Raw genomic sequence first — 20,007 nt, 5'->3', positions numbered from 1 at the left:
CCTTAATAGAGGTGCATGGATTTAAAGTAGGTATTTTTTATTTCAACTATTTGTGCTCTCAGTGTCGTAATTTCACTATAGATATTTTTTCTGTAGTCATGCAAGCATTTCGCTATCTCAATAGCTGACATTCGTTCTGCGGGTTCTGCTTTTGAAGCGCTGATATAGATGTCATTTAATTTGGGGGCTTTAAGAGATAACTGCAGGGGAGGAGCAATTTTCATGGCTGAGAATTTTAATCGTACGGGCGTGGGCATAAGCTTTAGCTCTTGAGAAATTGTACATGCATAGGGATCGGGAATCTCGACCGATAGCTGTTGAGGATTGTTTTTAGTATAGTTTACAATGTATTGGAGCGTATCCAAATACTTGTCCGTTTTTAAGTTTGATTTAGTCATCCAGTTCATAGACTGGCTTAAAAGAGGGAACATTCTTGTAGAAAGTCCATAAAGAACTACGCTTAAAGCATAAACATCGGATGCAGGTGTATAGAGTTTTTGTGGATCGTAAGATATAAGAGGGCGTTCTTTTTTTGCATTGGCTATTTCACGGAAACCACTGATTTCATAAACGATTTCAGGACCAATGTAGGAAGCAGAACCGCAGATTTTCCCTTCGAGGCCTGTAAAGCCAAAATCACCAATTTTTAACTTAAGCACGCCCTTTTTTGACCTATGCAGGAATAAATTTTCTAATTTTATGTCTTTATGTACTAGTCCCTGTGCATGCAGGAAGGCAATGCCTTTGAAGGCATCAATCAAGATTTTAACAAACTCCTTTGGGGTAAATACAACCTTTTTATTCATCAGGTTATTGAAGAGGTCGCCTTGGTCTTGAATATTCATCATGGCGATCATTGTGGGCACATCTATTTTGCTGTTAGGGGATCTCACATACAGAGAACCAATTTGATAGTAACGGATAAAATTAGGATGCCTTCCGACTTGGGATATTTTGCGGATGACGTCCTGTTCCAGCACAGCCGGTACGTATCTATCATGGACCAAGACACCTTCTTCAGAATATTCATCACGAAGGTCTGTGAAAGAATAGGCTACGATCTTTTTTGAGCGCAGGTCTATTCCTTCATAAACAACTTTTGAGGTGCCATCACCGATTGTTTTTAATATGATAAAGGGGTCCAATCCATCAGGTCTGCTATCGATGCATAATTGCATCTTCCTATATTTAAACGTTAAATCATAGATGTGAACCCTATTGCTGGATGGTAATGCCGTGCGAAGGGTATTAAGAATTGGGAGTAATCTATCTATTTCTTCTGAGGGTATTCCCCCTACAGTTTTACTATTCTTAACTTTGCGATTGAAATAGTGTTCGGTAGGGGGGAGAGTTAGTTCTTTGTTCGGATCGGGGTTGGATAGTTTCAATTCAGCGAGTAAAGGCGGGTTAAATTCAGTCTCTTTTTTTTGAAGGTAGGCCGTTTTTTCTTTGTTAGATTTGGTATCCAGAAATGTTATAGGGACTCTCGAAAGGTCTTCCGTCTTTGAGAACAACCCTTTTTTACTAAATTTATCCAAATAGCAGGAGACTTTTAGTTGAAAGGAATTAAAAGGACCTTGAAGAGGGTTTTCTAAGAGGACTTCATATGTTAAAGGCTTTTTCTTGATAGGAGGGTGCTGAATGGTACCTCTTAAAAGATAGGGCTCGCTTGACGTTACCGTATCTACAGCAGCCATACATACCCTCCTTCTGCCCAAGGGCAGGGATTAATTAAAAGATACTTACGTATCTTTTAATAGTGGATTATTACCTTTATAAAACAAAAAGCCTATGGTAACAGCACCCAGGATAAGCATCAGTCCGGCCGGCATAAAAGCACCGGTCAGGGAGAAACGGTATCCGAAAAAAGCTGTCAATAATAAAAGGCACGTCCATGTTAACGGCATGCCCCAACGATAACCTGAACGCGCTGCCCATAGAGAAAGCAATAATAGTAGAGTGAAGCTTGTGGCAGTAATAATGGAAATGTAACTTCCTGTTTTAGCAAAACCTATAATTCCGCCGACAAAAAGTAGTACAGTGTATAAAAGTATAACAAGAGGTTTGAGTGAGTTCATAGTATTCATGATCCTTATGGGAAGACTTCTTTAAAAAAATTCTGCATCGATTTCCAAGATCGTAGTGCAGCCTTCTGATTATATACAAGCCCGTGAGCGGTGTCATTAGCATTTGGGTTTGTAAATGCGTGCGAAGTGTTTCCATAAATATGCATTTGCCAGTCGACCTTTGCTGAAGTTAACTCATTTTGTAGAGAGGTAATATCATCCTTAGAAACAAGAGGATCGTCATGTCCGTGTAGGAGAAGTATGGATCCTATTATTTTGGATGCTATGGGAACTGTATGTGCAGTTTCACCGTAGAAAGTGTTTCCGAGTACTCCATGAAAACTGACAACACCTTTAACGGGTGTACCGGATCTAAGAAGCTCGATCACAGTAAGCCCACCGAAGCAAAAGCCTATGGCGCCAATATCCTCGCTGCATGCAGGGCATTGTAAAAGGGCGCGGTAGGCTCCTTGAATCCTTTCTTGAAGTAATTTTCTATCGAGGAAAAGAGGGGTCATGAGCTTGGCCGCTTCTTCATCGTTGTGCGCTTTTGTACCGTTTCCATAGATATCAGCAGCTAAGACGGCGTAGCCTAAACGTGCAAGTTCACGTGCTTTGCCCTTTGCGAAATCATCCAAGCCGCGCCAAGCCGGAGCAATGATAATACCAGGTCTTTGCTCCTCGATGGTATTATCGTAAGCTAAAAAACCTTTACAGGCGGTATCTCTTACATAATACGTAAGTGTTTCTTCCAGCATTTTTTCCGTTAGGGTAATTTAAGTTATTCTATTTCAAAATTGAAGGTAGGTATACCGAAAATTTTTAGCAATCAGGTTTTAATTTAATAGTTTGAAACGAGGCTTATTGTAGTAGAAAATCTAGAAAAGATTAATAGACCTCTTTCGAAATTCGATTGAAATTTTGAAAGAGGCCAAATATCTGCCCTGTAGTTCTGCCTATGATTGCGTCTTAATTTCGTCCTATCTTTAGTGGGATAATAATCCTCCTGTCGCGTATATTTACCACATTCTATCTACGGAGGCAAAATTACGATGATAAAACAAATAGCAGCAGAACTTTCTTTGCCGGAAGCATCAGTAAAAGCCGTGCTAAATCTTTTTGGAGAAGGGAATACTGTACCCTTCATTGCAAGATACCGTAAAGAGGCGACAGGAAATTTGGACGAAGTTGCTATCAGAGCGATTCAAGACAGAGATGCCTATTTAAAAGATTTTTATGAACGAAGAGAAGTGATAATTCAATCTATTGAATCCCAGGGGAAATTAACAGATCAGATTAAAGCGGGTCTGTTGAAGTGCACAACTAAACAAGAATTAGAAGATATCTATCTACCCTATAAACCGAAAAGAAGAACACGCGCTATGATCGCAAGGGAAAAGGGCTTAGAACCCTTAGCTGCTTTCATTATAGCTCAGACTGTGGGGGTAGATATGTTACAGACAGCGGAGAGTTTTATTGATAGCGCTAAAGGCGTAGAAAATTCTCAAGATGCCCTAGCAGGAGCGCGTGATATTGTGGCAGAAAACTTTGCGGAGATCGCAGCAATTCGCAGCCAAATACGTTCCATCTTTTTTGAAAAAGGGATTGTGACATCTAAAGTACTTAGCGGGAAAGAGACCGAAGGCGCTAAGTTCCAGCAGTATTTTGAGTTTAACGAACCTTTAAGTAAAATTCCTTCTCACCGTTATCTAGCCATTAGGAGAGGAGAAGCTGAAGATGTCTTGTTGATGCAAATTGACGTTCCCGAAGCAGAAATCCTTGAGTATTTAAAACATTATGCAGGGCTTAAAAAAGCATCTCCCTTTGCAGAGCAGCTAGAGCTCGCCTTACGCGATTCCTTAAAAAGGCTCCTACTGCCTAGCCTAGAAACGGATGTACGGGTGCAAAAAAAGATGGAAGCTGATCAAGAGGCTGTAAAAGTATTTTCCGACAATCTGGGCCAACTTTTGATGGCGGCTCCCTTAGGGGAAAAAACAGTTGTTGGGATTGATCCGGGTTTAAGGACAGGCTGCAAATGTGCCAGTGTGAATGCTGCCGGAAAATTCTTAGAGACAATGACCTTCTACTTGCATAATCCCGATGAAACAAAATTAAAAGCCTTCTTAAATAAGCACAAACCTTTTGCTATTGCAATCGGTAACGGAACAGCCTCCCGCGAAACCGAAACTTTCATTCTGGAAGTCATAAAGAACTGTTCATTTGAGACTATTATTGTCATGGTCAGTGAAGCCGGTGCGAGTGTGTATAGCGCCTCTGATATTGCACGCCAGGAGTTTCCAGATCTTGATTTGACGATACGCGGCGCAATCTCCATAGCACGTAGATTGCAAGATCCATTGGCAGAACTGGTAAAAGTAGATCCCAAATCCATTGGGGTAGGCCAGTATCAACACGATGTACACCAGCCGCTTTTACAACAGAAATTGACAGAAGTTGTAGAGTCTTGTGTAAATAATGTCGGTGTGGAGCTGAATACAGCAAGTGCGCCATTACTCTCCTATGTGGCAGGAATTGGACCTTCCTTAGCTGAAAAAATAGTGCGTCATCGCGAATCGGAAGGCGTCTTTAGATCACGCAACCAGCTATTGAAAGTGGGTGGTTTCGGTCCTAAAACCTTTCTGCAAGCAGCAGGCTTTCTAAGATTGCATCAAGGTGAGAATCCGCTAGACGCTTCAGCTGTCCACCCTGAAAGATATCCGTTGGTTGAAAAAATGGCCCAAGATATAGGTGTTCAAACTGTCAGTTTAATAGGTAATCAGGGCCTTATTGCAAAAATCGACATCAAAAAATATGTACAAGGAGATGTGGGAGAGCCCACATTGAGGGATATCTTAGACGAATTACGCAAGCCCGGCCGTGATCCGAGAGCAGTCTTCGAACCGCCTAAATTCCGTCAGGATGTCAGAACTATAGACGATGTAACACCCGGAATGCAGCTTGAGGGAGTCATAACTAATGTTACAGCATTCGGGGCTTTTGTCGATATTGGGGTACATCAAGATGGGCTGTTGCATATCTCGGAGCTTGCGGACCATTATGTTAAAGACCCATCCCAAGAGGTTTCAGTAGGGCAAAAAGTGACCGTCAAAGTGTTAGAGGTGGATAAAGGGAGAAAACGCATCTCTCTAACACGCAAAACAGGTGTAGCGGTCATTAAAAGCCAAAAGGCCCCTGCTCAGGCTTCACCCAAAAAACCGTCCCATAATCCTTTTGCAAATCTCTGACATGCGCATCATATTTCAGCTGCTGTGCTTTATCTTCGCTTTAAGTTTGGAGGGTTCCTCCATGCAGAGCCAGATGAAGCTGCAGCTGGATATTTTAAAATCTGTATTCGAAACACGTTATGCTCTGAACGAATGGAAGAAAGAGCACTTTAACTTTAGTTTGGAGGAGGAAGTTGGGAAAGCTAAAGATGCTGTAGACGAACTGAAAAATCCTACCGTAAAGCAATTTCAGCATATCGTTAAAAGACTTTTTAATTCTTTTCGCGATTATCATATGGACGTCTTCTTCTACTCCACTGAAGAAGCGGAATTACCCTTCAAAGTCAAACCCGTCCATAACAAATATCTGATTGCCTATATAGATACAAAAAAACTTTCGCCCGATGAATATCCGTTGGCAATAGGGGACGAAATCCTACTTTGGGATGATAAACCTGTCAGTGATTTTGTCGACAAAATTAAGCATTCATACTTTTGCGGCGGCAATCCATTGACAGATAATGCCTTAGCTTCTCAGGCCCTCACTCACCGTAAAGGGATGTTAGGTCATGAAATTTTCAGAGGGGAGGTAAGTATAACAGTTAGGCATTACCTGACGCAAAAAGTTGCTTCCTATCTTATCCCTTGGGAAAACACACCTGAGAGAATCACCTATAGAAAAGGCTTAGATGAACAGCTCTTCTCAAAAAAAAGCATCTTACCTTGTTACGAGGGTGTAAAAGATTTTCATACAAGTTTTGAATCCATAGGAGGACGGAAAGGTTTTGTTCCTGAATTAGGTCCTCTACGTTGGGTAGCAGGCAAAGAATATCCCTTTCATACATATTTATTTGAATTACCCGACAATAAGCTAGGGGGGTATATTCGTATTTCCCATTTTAGGGGGAATGCTTCAGATGTGGCATATTTTGAAAAGCTGATAGAGTTTTATGAGCAGTATGCCGATGCCTTAGTTTTGGATGTAACCAACAATCCCGGTGGATCTCCTCTCTATGCAGATGCTTTAGCCGCCATGCTTTCTCCTAAGCCCTTGATTAAACCCGGTCATAAGCTTTCTCTGACACATCACGAAGCTGCAATGGCAGCGACAACCCTTCCGCTGCTAGAAAAAGCTCAATCAGTGCCGGAAGTTCAAAAAATCATAGGTCTTACACGCGACGGCTACCCTGTCAATATGGAGACGCGCCGCTTTTTGATAGACTATTTACGTTTTGTAGAAAACGAATGGAACGCAGGTAAATGGATTTCTGACCCTTTTCCGATCTATGGCATCCGGGCTATTCCTCCTCATTCCATAATTTATACAAAGCCTATCCTTGTACTTACTAACTGCCTTTCTTTTTCAGCCGCAGATTTTTTACCCGCCCTATTACAAGATAATCAGCGTGCTGTCATTTTCGGAGAGAGGACTGCCGGGGCGGGCGGTATGTTCCTAACCTTGTCTCATATCAATCCCTTTGGAATCCGCAGTTATCATATTACTATTTCAATGGGGATAAGAGATAATTTACAACCTATTGAAAATTTGGGTGTTACGCCGGATGTATTATATTCCTTGACGGATCATGACCTGCAATGCCAGTATAAAACTTACAAAAAATATGTGACAAAAATACTGGATGAATTGATTCATGGAACATATACCCCTCATTGATGAGTTTCTAGTTATATTTGCACTTTCCATTGCTGTTCTGTTGCTATGTTATCGCGCACGGATTCCTGCAGTCGTAGGTTTTCTACTCACTGGAATTATTTGCGGCCCTTACGGGTTTGGTTTTGTGCAGAATGTGGAAGATGTACAGTCCATGGCAAATGTGGGAATCATTCTACTGCTCTTTACGATCGGTATGGAAGTTTCCATTAAAAAGATCATCGAGATGAAAAGGTTGTTTCTTGTGGGCGGCGGAGCACAAGTCGGACTGACAATGCTAGGCGGATATCTTGTGGCTCGCATGCTAGGCTGCTTGCCTGGAGAGGCGGTATTTCTGGGTTGCGTATTAGCTTTGAGCAGTACTGCCGTAGTACTGAAAATGCTGGTTCAGAAAGGAGAGTCCGATACCCCGCACGGAAGGGGCACACTCGCTACCCTAATTTTCCAAGATTTCTGTGCCGTTCCTATGATGCTGATCACACCGGTATTAGCCGGCGCAGAAATGAATTTCAATCTTGACTTGCTTTACAGCGCTTTAAAAGGGATAGCCATTATCGTAGGTGTTTTTGCAGCAGCCTCTTGGCTGGTTCCTGTCCTTTTGTATAGGGTAGCGCGTACTCGTAATAGAGAGTTGTTCCTGCTGACGATATTTAGTATCTGTCTTTCTGTGGCATGGTTCTCACAATTAGCCGGTTTGTCCTTGTCTCTTGGAGCATTTCTTGCAGGACTAATTATTTCCCAATCAGATTTCAGCCATGAAGCGATCAGCGATATCACACCCTTCCAGGAGCTTTTTACAAGCTTTTTCTTCATTTCGGTAGGTATGCTGCTCGATGTCAGATTTGTCGCAGAACATCCGATTATTATCATTGCCTTAGCTCTAGTCGTCATTGCTGTAAAATCCACTATGGCTACTCTAGCAGGGATGATTGCTGGTTTACCGCTTAGGACTGCAGCATGGATGGGTATCACTTTGGCGCAAATCAGTGAGTTCTCTTTTGTATTAGCAAAAGTCGGCTCAGATAATGGGATCACCAAACCATTTGAATATCAATTGTTTTTGGCTGTAGCCATCCTATCTATCGCTTTGACTCCTTGGTTGATCAACTATGCTCACGTATGGGCAGGGCTTCTAGATGCATTACCCTTGCCTCGCAGGTATAAAGTCGGTTTTGCGCCGCCCAAAGAAATGCCTGTAAGTGCTCTCAAAGACCATGTCATTATTATCGGTTTTGGACTGGCAGGGCGTGCCTTGGCAAAATCATGCAAAGATAGCGGCATCCCTTATGTTATTGTCGAGATGAATGCTGTAACAGTACGACAAGAACATCTGAAAGGTGAGCCAATCCATTATGGGGATGCATCGCATGACAGCGTTCTTGAACATGTGAAGATCCACGATGCTAAAGTTGTCGCTGTCGTGATCAATGATCCCGTCGGATCTGTGCGAATAGTGAAGAAAGTGAAGCAGATAAATCATTCCGTCTACCTCATTGTACGTACACGCTATGTGCAAGAAGTTAAGTATTTGTACAGCTTGGGCGCTGACGATGTGATTCCGGATGAATATGGATCTGCGGTAGAAGTTTTTACACGTGTTCTACAAACGTATGGCGTAGAGCGTGAAAAGATTCAAAAGATCTTCGCAACTTCCTTATTGGAAGGATATAATCTTCTTAGAATGCAGTATGTTCCTGATACTCTCCAGGAACAAGCTCCCAAAACGAACGAGAATAGTCCTATAAAATCCTTTCGTATTGCTGAAAATAGTCCTTATCAAGGCAAATCGATCCACGATTGGAAAAAAACGGAAAAGACCAACCTTGTTGTGGCATTAAAGAGAGGACAGGAAACGCTTACGACGATCGATTCCTCTATTATCCTTGAGAAGGATGACGTGATCTATGTGATCCATTGAGGAGTTTGTAAAGCGCAGAGAAGCTCTGCTCGGCCAGAGGTTGCCTGTAGTATTGTTCGTGAGGCGATTTTTATGAACGCAAAGAAGCTCTGCCTGGCAAGAAGTTTCCTGTAGGGACGTTTGTGTGGCGTTTTTATTGAACGCAAAGACCCAAAGAACGCAGAGAAGCTCCGCCCTACATTATGTTGTCACTAGTACATTTGTTTTCGTTCCGATCTAACATCGCCGCGGTCCCCCGCGGGACCGCAGCGCCGACGTTGACATGCCCGCTACGCGGTCACGTCAAACATAATTAGACACTCCATAGAAAAATACAAAATCGCGGTTTACACATCGGAAACAAGTTTGTGAACTTAATATTAGATATCATGACCAAAATGAGCTGTTTCTATTTAGGTTTACTCAGCAAAAATACTGAATACTTTCGGTGTAGTATTAATGCTTGACATGCTCGCTTACGCGATCACGTCAAGGATTTCAAGACACTCCATAGAAAAAACAAAATCACGGTTTCCACAGCAGAAACATGTTTGTAAACTTAATGCCAGATCGCATGACCAAAATGAGCTGTTTCCATTTGGGTTTATCCTGCAAAATACTGAATATTTACGGTGTGGTGTTAATGTTTGACGTGATCGCGTAAGCGAGCATGTCAACGTCGGCGCTGCGGTCCCGCGGGGAACCGCGGCGATGTGAGATCGGCATGAAACAATCGTACTAGTGACAAGCTAATGTGGGGCGGAGCTTCTCTGCGTTCTTTGGGTCTTTGCGTTTATATAAAAAGCTACACAAACCATTCTAGGAGCAAACGTCATGCTGGGCGAAGCTTCTCTGCGTTCTTTGGGTCTTTGCGTTCAATAAAAACGCCACACAAACGTCCCTACAGGCAGCTTCTTGCCGGGCAGTTGCAGCGCATATTAGTCTTCGGTTGCTATCCGCCTCACAGTGAAATGTTGTGCGACAAATGCCGGCAGAGTAAAAATCATTAATGCATAAAGGCCATCAGCAAATGCCATCAGAATGGCATCATAGATAAGCAACTTCATAGACAGCACTATCGCTTTGTCGAGCAAGACAATTGAAATTGCTATTACAAAAGTAGCTATGCAAGAACCTAGGGTCGTTAGTAAAGGCAATGTACTAAAACTATCCGAGAAAAAATATCGTCTATAGTAAGTTATGCACGCTATAGCTGCTACATTTGCTAAAGCGTAAATTCCCATCCAATCTACTTTAGCGAATAAACCGGAGACGACACCGCAAAATATGCCTATCCAGATGCTAGTGGATAGCGGTTTCTGGTAAACAGCAATGATCATAGCGGGCATAAAATAGTGCAGGCGTAGTACCACTCCCAAAGCAGGCGGGATCAAAAGCAATAGGAACCCTATAAGGAATGCTGCTAAGATGCTTTTTTTTCTTAAATTAATGGTGGGCTGATATTTTCTGAAAAAACGCTTCAATACGCACCTTTACGTGAAAGCATGCAGTAAATAGTTTTTCCGATAAGGCGCAGATCTACCCATAACGATTGGGAGTCGACATATTGCGTGTCCATCAAAATGCGTGTTTCATAGGAGGTATCACTACGGCCGGAGACTTGCCAGGGACCAGTGACACCCGGTCTAATTTTAAGCACTGTTTTTGCTTTTTCGCCAAAAAATTGGTTTAACTCTTCGGCTACTACAGGACGCGGTCCGACAACGCTTAGGTGTCCGCGTAGGACATTCCAAAATTGAGGCAGTTCATCTAGGGATGTTCTACGGAGGAAGCGCCCTAAGGGGGTAACTCTAGGGTCATCTTTCAATTTGAAGTTGCTAAGCCATTCAGCTTTTTTTTCAGGATCGGAAGTCAGGATTTCCTGCAGCCGTTTTTCAGCATCGCTATACATCGTCCGGAACTTATAGCATTTGAAGGGTTTACCTCCTCGTCCGATACGCGTATGTCCATAGGTAACTTTTCCGGGGGATGTAACTGCAATCGCTAATGCAATTAGAAGTAGGAAAGGGAAAAGAAAAACTAGTGCGCAAATACTAAACGCAATATCAAATATTCGTTTAGTCGGAATATGTTTCACTTCGCTTGGGTGAAGTAGTTGGTAACTTAAGGGATCTTTTTTCATATAGAGTAATTTACTGGGTATCACTACTATAAAGGAATTTTTATTTTATTGAAAATGCTCTATGCAGAATTGTTTTTAATTTCTCTTGATTGGCGGGTAGTTTTTCGAAAAGAGTTTTGGTTTCTTGCAATAGGGTATCAACTGCAGTGCGCGCTTCATCCAAACCTAGTAGTGTTACATAAGTGGTTTTATTGTTGGTTTGATCAGAGGAAACGCTATATCCGTGTTTTTGTGCGCTATTGATGACATCGATGACATCATCATGGATTTGGAAAGCTAAGCCGATTTTTTCGCCTATTTCTTTTAACAATTGGTAATTTGTTTCATTCGCATCGGAAATAACGGCTCCGAATAAAAGGGCTGCTTGGAACATACGACCGGTTTTGCGTAGGTGAAGCTCTTCCAAATCATTTAATTTTAGATTTTTTCCTTCTGAAGATACATCCCGTACTTGTCCGCCTACCATGCCTTCTCCACCGGCCGCTTCTGCTAAGATGCGCACTAAATTAATCCTTTTTTCAGCAGAAAGGTGGGGGGCATTACTGAGGAGTTCAAAGGCATAGGTTAAAAGATAATCGCCTGTGAGGATGGCATGCCCTTCGGGATAGACTTTATGCAAGGTGGGCCTGCCGCGGCGATAATCATCATTGTCCATGGCAGGCAGGTCATCATGGATTAAAGAATAGCAGTGTATTAATTCTAAGGCAGAAGCTGGAACGAGGGCGTGTGAATTAGGTATGCCAAACAGCTGGGTTGCTGCTAAGCATAATAATGGCCTGATGCGCTTGCCGGGCCCAAGGACAGCATATCGGGCCGCCTCATATAGGTGGACGTGTTCTAATTCTTTTGTTTGCAGCAGATGTTCAAGTGTTGCATTTACTTCCTCGAGGTCATTTCGTAACGCAAGTAGTTCAGTTTGCATAAATATTCGGTGTTTTTTGTGAACTCACAGGCTGCCTGCCAATGCTAAAATAGTCAAATCCTAATTCTTGCATTTTTTCAGGATGGTATTGATTCCGTCCATCAAAAAAGGCATATCGTTTCATTTTTTGTTTGATTACAGAGAAATCGAGGAAGCGGAATTGTTTCCATTCTGTCACTAGAATAAGGCAGTCGGCATCGGAAGCTGTTTCATATTCGTCGTTGCACCAAGTAATGGAAGGATGGTCAGGGAGGATAAGTTTAGCATTTTCCATTGCAACAGGATCATAAAGTCGGATTTTAGCACCATGTTGCAGCAATTCTTTGATCAGAACAAGAGAAGGAGCCTCACGCATATCATCTGTATTTGGTTTAAATGCCAGCCCTAGTATTCCGACAGTTTTATCACTCAGGCCGCCTTGAGGAAGAAAGTATTCGTCCACAATTTGGAAAAGGCGCATTTTTTGCGTGCGGTTAACTGTTTCAACAGCATCTAGGAGGGGTGTGGCAATATCCCAAGCTTGCGCTTGATATCTTAATGCAGCTATATCCTTGGGAAGGCAGGAGCCTCCGTAGCCTACACCTGCGTACAGGAATTTGTATCCGATGCGCGCATCGGAGCCAATCCCTTTACGGATCATGTCAATGTCGGCGCCGGCGCTTTCGCAGATGCGCGAGAGTTCGTTCATAAGTGAAATGCGTGTTGCGAGCATGACGTTGGCAGCGTATTTAGTCAGTTCAGCAGAGCGGACGTCCATGATAAGGATGCGGTCATGGTTTAACATGAAAGGGGAGTAGACCTCTTTCATTATTTGTGCGGCTCTTTCATTTTCTACCCCGATAACAACTCTGTCGGGCTTCATGAAGTCATTGATAGCATCGCCTTCTTTCAAGAACTCCGGGTTGGAGACAACATCAAAATCAATCTGAAGGTTTCTTTCGTTTAATTTATCTTGAATTGTAGCTTTAACAAGGTCAACGGTTCCTACGGGGACAGTGGATTTGTTGATAATGACTTTGTAAGAATCCATATGATCGGCAATCATAGCAGCGGCGCGCTGAACGTAGGATAGGTTGGCTTGGCCTTGATCGCCTAGAGGGGTCTCTACAGCGATAAAACAAAGTTGAGACTTTGAAACACCAGTCTGGTATTCAGTGGTGAAAGAGAGTCTTTTGGCAGCGACATTTCTGCGGAGCATTTCTTCCAGCCCCGGTTCATAGATAGGTATTTTACCTTCATTGAGCAGGGAAATTTTCTGGGGATTGATATCTAGGCAGATAACATGATGGCCCATCTCAGCAAGACATGTTCCGGTGACAAGACCTACGTATCCGGCACCAATAATTAGAATATCCATAGTAATTATCTATTAAGAATTAAAGAGACTAAGATACTAGATTTTGCCATTAATCTGCCAATCAAACAAGCGATTGCAAGGATCAGCTTGTAATCATTTGATTTGTAGGATTATTCATGGATATACAATATCTCTTTTCCTATTACTTCACTCAAAGCTTTAAAGTTTGCTGCTGCAATCTTGTAGGTGGTATAGCTTCTGTTTTTAGGGTCATCGATTTTTTTCATGGAGTAAAGTGTGGGCGCCCAATTTATTGCTGTATTGTTTAAGACATCAACATAAAGTTCTTTTTGGCCATTTATTTCGATGATTTTCGGTTTATTCAAAGTCATTAAATCATTGCAGAAAGGTATCAATGGAATATTATGCGGGATGTTTAGGACCTTGTAATCTTCGTTGGCATCCATCTCATTTTTCGTTTCAAGAACGATCTCAACCACATGGTGCGGGTTTGCTTTGTTCCAAGTTTCAATGAAGTCGTGGAGTTCTTTTTGTTTATCTTTGACAATCATCTTAAGGGGATCGGGCTCACTCTTTGCTTGCATCGCGTAAAAGGCTTTTAAGGGGACTGAAATGCCAGCTTTGGCAAGTAATGCGATGGTGGAAAGGACAGCGTTTATATAACTCCCTATTCTTATGCTCAGGGATTCTTTCGAGTTCATTACCACGTTCCACAGGTCTTTAATAGCGCTGATGTAGTCATACTTATAATAAGGTGCAGCGAGGCTGAACTCAGCATAGCTTTTTTCATGTAGAGCTTGGAATTTTTCCAACTCATTAAGTTGGGCCACCGTACGCCATTTTTCACCATGATTCCATTTTGCGCACAAAGTAGACGGCAGGCTGCTTAGCATATTCAAACTGCACCAGAGAGTGGCAGAAGTAAGGATGAATAAGTTCATAGCCATCCCGCCCGAGAATAAGAGGTCGATTTTTGAGGTGTCCTTATCACTTAGGCACTCTTTAACAAAGTGATAAAAATGGATATAATGCTGCTTTAAATGGCCGATGAAATCAAAAGTATAAGAATGCTGTGTTTGAATATGCAGTGTGTACGCTTCAGCAAAACGGGCATTTCCCTGCTGAATAAAGGTGGAAGCGGCATCAATTTTTGAACGGCCATAGCCGTTGTAATAAGTAAGTGTTTGCTTTAGGTCGGATAAGGATTTTGGGGTTTTAATGAAGGCCATTAGGGTGTTTTCGGAAGGATCGCCCGACAAGACCAGTTGCTCTTTGCTGATCCTTGTAAATCCGTGGGCCTTCATAAAATCGGTCCATTGATAAGAACTTCTGAAGTCCCTTATTTCTTCATATTCTTGCTCCCGGCTTATTTTATGGGCAGCATTGCCAATGGAGTGGATAACGGAAACGATGGATTGCATTTCTTTGGATGTAAGTATGCTTTCAGTTCCTTCCGATCCGGTCACATTACGTGGGTTGATGTCATGTTCTCTTAAGAGCAGCACACCTCCCTGACGTAATTTAGCAGTCAACGATGAGGTAAATGGCTCTAAGTTTTGCGGAGGAACGTGATGAAGCCCTTCAAAACATACGATCATATCCTGGCTATTATCAGGGATGTCGTCTCCAATGGGTTTATAAGTGAAATGAGGTTCAGGTTTTTCAGCATTCCAACGCGCAGAATTGAGGGGCAGGGATGTATAGGGGTATATTATACTTTCTGCGGCTAGACGTGCGCCTAATCCTACTTGTTCAGGATTATCACATAATGCTGTGACAGTGCCTCGGAAAGCCAAGTGAGTTACTTTACGAATAGTATTAAAATAGAGTCGACTCGAAATTTCAAGGTAGTTATCGAATTTTTCTTTCTTGAAAGTCCGCATGAATTGTGCGATTTGTTTTCCCAGACCTTCTTTGAGAGCAAAAAGCGATGTGAACATTGCGAAGAAAGAGAAATTTTTCTTTGTGGTATCGATGCGTAAGAGTAATTCGTTATATATCTGTGCATCTGTTTTGCTGGGATCATTCAAAATCTCATCCATCAGGGCTAAGAATTTATCCGCATCCAGATTTAAGAAAATCGTTTTCAGACAATTGCAGAACTCAGTACGTAATGTATTATTAGATTTAAAGACACGTCGATAATCCGAATCAATGGGAGTGAGATCGGGCAAAGTAAATAAACGGGTTGCATCCCCTTGTTGTTCTGTGGGAGCCGCTGGGGTATTTAGAGGTGATAGCCGCTCTAAAGGCAAAATTGTTGACATTCTTAGTTATCCTTAACTTGATCGTAATATTTTCTAGATTAATACCATAATCCGCAAGGACTGTTAGGGCAAGTTGCATCGGTACAGCGTTTAGGTGAGGAAGTTCCTAATGTAAAGTAGATAGCAAAGCGGTCATCGACTTCCTTATGCTGATAGGATACTTTCATTTCCCAGTGCGCAGGCAACCTGGCTAATAAATTGAAGTTATATTCGAAATAAAAGGGCTCATGTTTTCTATCCCAGCCCACACGTGATTTCCATTCGAATGCAAGGCCTGGATCTACGCGGTAGAAAAAATGTAGCAGGTAGGTTTTTCTACGGTCTGATACCGGAGAGTGCAGCAGCTCATCCTCGCTGCGGTAATAGTCCAGCACAAAATTTTCCTTATCTATTTTACGCCACATGTAGGCATTGCGTTGGCGGTATTCCATGGAAATAGCCAGCTGTTTGCTTACTGTCCATGCGCTCCTGAAATTAAGCTCAGCCAATCCCCCATGAGTTAAATCCCATGTTGCTAAAATACAGTTATGCAGGGTCTCGCCGGAGATAAGGCTAAAATTAGTGGTCAGCTTAGGAAGCGGATGGGGAATTTCCTTATTATCAAAAAGGCCCCAAAGGTAGCTATCAAAGAAAAAAGTTGAACGGCAGCAAGATTTATCCCATTCAAAAAAGTTCTGTTGCACACCCAACCGCATAGTATTGACGCGATACCATCCATCAGTAATATCAAATATATAGTGTTTATCGGGGGGGATGGTAGGCTGGATGATGTAATTATAGAAGAAATATGGCTGTACCGAATGCCTGCCCCAGCTAAAATCCTTTGAGAACAGCATATTGCCTTCTAGAGAAGCTGTACCTGTTGCCAGCCAGGAACTTCCTTTATAGGGCCTATTACCGTAAAAGATGCCCACAGCACTTGCGCCCGGAGTTAATTTAAAGAGGCTATTGCCAAAGGGACGGTACATTCCGGAACGAATTTCTAAGCGAGTAGCGGTAAAGTCTTGCACATTTACAGTGCCTGAAGCGTATTGGAAGTCAAGATAGGACGCATTTGCTTCCATCGTGGTAATAATACCCAAGGGGTTGATCGTCTGAGGAAGGATGGCGCCGCTAAGGGTGGGCAGCTCTTGTTTGATCGTCTGAAAGTAGTTGATGCGTGGCCTGACAAGGATATTGCCTACCCAGTTGTCTTCATTATGGTGCAGCAGCAAGTCTGTTCGTCGTGCATACTCAAGGTCTATCCCCAGGTCTGTGTAGTCAGTAGCCATCATTTTATCGCTAAGCTTATCGTAGCGTGCTTCTAGGATTGTTCTTCCTGCCTCCCAGCACCTGCGGTAGGTTCCTTGGAAACGGTAGCGCGTGTTGATATGCGAATTGGCGGGGTCTTCATCTTTTGCAAAGTAGTTGATGGTATCGAAGCGTTCAGAGTTTTCTTTAGAGTGATAATTAGCTTCAATCCCTCCTCCCGGACCTCTTTTAACATTATAATCGAGCCTTAGATATGCCTTGAAGTTATCGTAAGACATGAAATTATATTGCATTCCAATACGTGATCCTTGGCGCCCACCCCAGCGTAGAGTATATTTCACAGGTTGATCACAAAGTGTATCCAGGTTCAGGCTCAGTTTAGGGATATAGAAAATAGGTATAGTACCTAATCTGACAGTGACATTTTCTGCTGCAATGTCATTGTTAGGAAATAAGCGCGCCACTTCTATGGATGTTTTCCATTCAGGACACACGTTCTCAGAGGTAGTAATATAGCCGTTATAAATGACATAGCTGCCGTCTGCACATATTTGGATAACTTTGCCATGAAAAAACCAAGGGTAGACCGATCCTTTCGCTTCATAGATAAAACCGGTGTTGTTGGTCAGGTCATACTCAAGTTTCCTGCCTATGATGAGATAACCCATAAGCTCTAAACGCACTTCACACTCTGCAATGACAGTATCTTTAGTTGCAGTCTCGTCTTGGGTGTGTTTGTAAATAATGCGTTCGGCTTGGATGCGGACATTTGGGCCGGTGATGACGCCGCCTTCCATAGTGCTGATCGTGCCGTCGACGTATTCAGGATTGCGCAGATCGACAGTGATTCCATTTTGCAGGGCGTTTAAGGACGCATGCATCCAGAATAATAGAAATAAAAATGTTAATACTTGTCGTGTTATGCGCACTGCACCTCGGTCTATTGCACTAAACGTACTAGTATGGCAGCGAAAATGGGATGAAGCTTGCGGTGTGATTTTTCAATGGCCTCTAAAATAAGGTCTACAGTTGCTTCGTCTTGTTCTGCGATAAGTACATCGATTGCGTCTAAAAACAGTTTTGCCGTTTCGTTTGGTTTTAAGTCTGATTGAATAAGGTCATTGTCAATGGCCTGCCACGGACTGATTGTAGGGCGGAATTCTAAAATATCCGACTCCCACTGCGAGACGACCCATTCTTTTAAAGGAGCGTAGCAAGTTTCTTTCTCGCCCCTCTTTAGCAATGCTATCAATGCGTAGTTACGTACTAGCGGATAACCGGGCATGCGGCAGCACATCTCTAAAAATTGGTCGCATTCTGAGCTTAGGGACTGTTGCAGAAGGCGGAAGACCGTAGGGATGACGTCATTTTGCCTACGTTGGATAAGCTGCAAAGCCAGCTTTAGAAACGGTTCTTCTCCGCAGGCATAGCAATCTACTAACCACTTTTCTCTTTCTTGGAGCGATAGTTCGCAAGCCGTATCCCATACCGGCGTGTCATATAGATTCAAAGGAGCTGTCTTATATGCATACAGGCTTTTACCGTTGGACATTACTCTGATAAGAGGAGGTTGCGGAGAAATCGGGCTAAGGTATTCAAGCATGTATTGCGGTGCACGGGCATCTCGGCTATGGATAAATGCAATGGCTGCATTGGCGCGTATGCATGAATCGCCTCTTTGGATTAATGAGAGCAAGATCTCGTTTGTATTATCAATTTCGTTCAGAGTATGGATGGCGAAAGGATTGCCTTTTAGGGCAGCATCCACGATTTTTTGTTCATAAGCTTTGTATCCTAGCTCTTTTAATGCTAAACATGCAGCCAAAGAAGTATCCATCACATGAGAGTGGGTGAGCTTGATTAAGAGGGGGACTGCTAAAGAGTCTTTCATTACTCCCAGAGCATAGGCGCAAGCTTCGCTTTGAATGGAATCATTTTGGCTGGCCAAAGTTCTGATATAGGGAATAAAAACTTCGTTGGGTTTTTTTGCTATAGATAGCACAGCAGAGAGGCGCACATCTTGTGAAGGGTTCATAAGCAACTTACGCATATGATGCACAGCACCGTCAGATGTTATCTCCGAAATTATAATTGGAAAGAGGGGCAGAATTTCACAGGGGCATTTTTGCATCAAGGCATCTACTTGCGACAAAGCACTGGGAAACCGGCCCGTAGCGAGTAAATAAGCAGCCTCAAGACGTAGAAGAATATAAGGGGAACTCATCGCATGCTTAAGAGCAGACTCTGCGCAAGCTTCCTGATATTGACAAAGCTGTCGTAAAGCATACAGCTGCAGCGCGGGATCTCTGGAACGCAGCGCATCCTGGAAAAATGAGATGGCATGCTCATCTGCAGTCATTGAAATGCCGAATAGCGCTAATTGCTGTGTAGCAGCGTCACTGGACTTTACATCCCTTTCAAGAATGGCAAAGCCTAATTCCCTCAAAAGACTATACTCAGGCCTATTCAAACTGCAGTGCTTGCGGTAATAGCTTATCGCTAGGTCGTCCCTATTGTGGACCACTTGCTGGATGATTTGATGGCGTAGAGCTTCATTTGCCGATTGCGCGTCTAAAGATGTTAGGAAAGCGCAAAAGCAGAGAAAAAAGGTTATTTTCGACCAAAAAACTGCCATAGGTCAATTCCAAGGGTAACTAATAAATATTGCAGGGCATTCACTGGTAATCCCATGACATTATAAAAACATCCATTGATTTGCGCTACGATTAAAGCGCCGCCATCCCCTTGAATTGCATAAGATCCCGATTTATCTTGCCAATGTATGGCATCGAGATATTTGTTGATCTGCTCTAGGGTCAATTGATTAAAGAGAACTTTTGTTTCCTCGTAATGCTGCACGTGATTCGATCCTACCACAACACTGACACCGGTGAATACACTATGCCAATGGCCGCAAAGTTCTGTTAGATAGGCGACAGCATCTTCACGGGTAGGTGGTTTGCCAAAAGGTTTTTTATCGAGGAAGACAACTGTATCAGCAGCAATAACGACAGCAGTAGGGTGTTTTTCCGCTACGAATTCAGCTTTATGGTAGGCGATTTGTTTGACGTACTCCGCCGGATTTTGTTCATAAGGGATTGTGCTTTCATCAAAATCAGAGGCGATCACTCTGAAAGGCAGCGCAATGCTTTTTAGAATTTCGGCTCTACGGGGAGAAGCGGAAGCTAGGATAATATCTAAAGTCATTGAACCTCGGCATTTGTAAATTAGAGGCCGCAATGTTTAC

At 42.8% G+C, this 20,007-nt stretch carries 14 protein-coding genes; 3 read left to right on the top strand and 11 right to left on the bottom strand.

The genetic code is table 11. The features are described 5' to 3' along the window. Window positions 1-2 precede the first annotated feature (2 nt). The 3 genes from WC222_09340 to WC222_09330 are packed head-to-tail and all read right to left on the bottom strand — an operon-like array spanning window position 3 to window position 2,824. Window positions 3-1,697, bottom strand: coding sequence for a protein kinase (locus WC222_09340; GenBank protein MFA6916588.1), 1,695 nt, complete (start codon window positions 1,695-1,697; stop codon window positions 3-5). 45 nt (window positions 1,698-1,742) lie between these two features. Beyond that, window positions 1,743-2,078 carry a TMEM14 family protein gene (locus tag WC222_09335; protein MFA6916587.1) on the bottom strand — a complete coding sequence of 112 codons (336 nt, stop codon included), beginning with the start codon at window positions 2,076-2,078 and terminating at the stop codon, window positions 1,743-1,745. A 14-nt stretch (window positions 2,079-2,092) separates the two neighbouring features. Further along, window positions 2,093-2,824 (bottom strand): dienelactone hydrolase family protein, encoded by a 732-nt coding sequence (locus WC222_09330; protein MFA6916586.1) that lies wholly within the window; start codon window positions 2,822-2,824, stop codon window positions 2,093-2,095. Between the two features lie 294 nt (window positions 2,825-3,118). Between WC222_09330 and WC222_09325 the strand changes: the two genes are divergently transcribed. Genes WC222_09325 through WC222_09315 form a run of 3 tightly spaced genes read left to right on the top strand, consistent with a single transcriptional unit; the run spans window position 3,119 to window position 8,880 of the window. After that, window positions 3,119-5,311, top strand: a complete 2,193-nt coding sequence (locus WC222_09325; GenBank protein MFA6916585.1) for a Tex family protein — start codon at window positions 3,119-3,121, stop codon at window positions 5,309-5,311. 1 nt (window position 5,312) lies between these two features. After that, window positions 5,313-6,965, top strand: coding sequence for a protease-like activity factor CPAF (locus WC222_09320; GenBank protein ID MFA6916584.1), 1,653 nt, complete (start codon window positions 5,313-5,315; stop codon window positions 6,963-6,965). Next, on the top strand, window positions 6,943-8,880 hold the full coding sequence (locus WC222_09315) for a cation:proton antiporter (GenBank protein MFA6916583.1): 1,938 nt from the start codon (window positions 6,943-6,945) through the stop codon (window positions 8,878-8,880). Before WC222_09320 ends, WC222_09315 begins: the two co-directional genes overlap by 23 nt. A gap of 917 nt (window positions 8,881-9,797) precedes the next feature. Here WC222_09315 and WC222_09310 read toward each other — a convergent pair. The 8 genes from WC222_09310 to WC222_09275 form a co-directional block, all read right to left on the bottom strand. Continuing rightward, on the bottom strand, window positions 9,798-10,343 hold the full coding sequence (locus WC222_09310) for a hypothetical protein (protein MFA6916582.1): 546 nt from the start codon (window positions 10,341-10,343) through the stop codon (window positions 9,798-9,800). Then, window positions 10,340-11,002 (bottom strand): sugar transferase, encoded by a 663-nt coding sequence (locus WC222_09305; protein ID MFA6916581.1) that lies wholly within the window; start codon window positions 11,000-11,002, stop codon window positions 10,340-10,342. Before WC222_09305 ends, WC222_09310 begins: the two co-directional genes overlap by 4 nt. Window positions 11,003-11,042: 40 nt before the next feature. Then, on the bottom strand, window positions 11,043-11,924 hold the full coding sequence (locus tag WC222_09300; GenBank protein ID MFA6916580.1) for a polyprenyl synthetase family protein: 882 nt from the start codon (window positions 11,922-11,924) through the stop codon (window positions 11,043-11,045). Next, window positions 11,914-13,281 carry a UDP-glucose/GDP-mannose dehydrogenase family protein gene (locus WC222_09295; protein ID MFA6916579.1) on the bottom strand — a complete coding sequence of 456 codons (1,368 nt, stop codon included), beginning with the start codon at window positions 13,279-13,281 and terminating at the stop codon, window positions 11,914-11,916. Before WC222_09295 ends, WC222_09300 begins: the two co-directional genes overlap by 11 nt. Window positions 13,282-13,391: 110 nt before the next feature. Beyond that, window positions 13,392-15,509, bottom strand: a complete 2,118-nt coding sequence (locus tag WC222_09290; GenBank protein MFA6916578.1) for a class I SAM-dependent methyltransferase — start codon at window positions 15,507-15,509, stop codon at window positions 13,392-13,394. A 38-nt stretch (window positions 15,510-15,547) separates the two neighbouring features. Further along, window positions 15,548-17,689: a hypothetical protein gene (locus tag WC222_09285; protein ID MFA6916577.1), complete on the bottom strand. Its 2,142-nt coding sequence runs from the start codon at window positions 17,687-17,689 to the stop codon at window positions 15,548-15,550. A gap of 11 nt (window positions 17,690-17,700) precedes the next feature. After that, window positions 17,701-19,395, bottom strand: coding sequence for a hypothetical protein (locus WC222_09280; GenBank protein ID MFA6916576.1), 1,695 nt, complete (start codon window positions 19,393-19,395; stop codon window positions 17,701-17,703). After that, the gene (locus WC222_09275) at window positions 19,371-19,967 is read right to left on the bottom strand and encodes a nucleoside triphosphate pyrophosphatase (protein MFA6916575.1); all 597 of its coding nucleotides are present in this window, start codon (window positions 19,965-19,967) and stop codon (window positions 19,371-19,373) included. Before WC222_09275 ends, WC222_09280 begins: the two co-directional genes overlap by 25 nt. Window positions 19,968-20,007: the final 40 nt, after the last annotated feature.

The sequence above is a fragment of the Parachlamydiales bacterium genome, from assembly GCA_041671045.1.
Taxonomy (GTDB): domain Bacteria; phylum Chlamydiota; class Chlamydiia; order Chlamydiales; family JABDDJ01; genus JABDDJ01.
The sequence above is the reverse complement of the archived record's forward strand: the minus strand, read 5'-3'. Positions and strand labels throughout refer to the sequence as shown.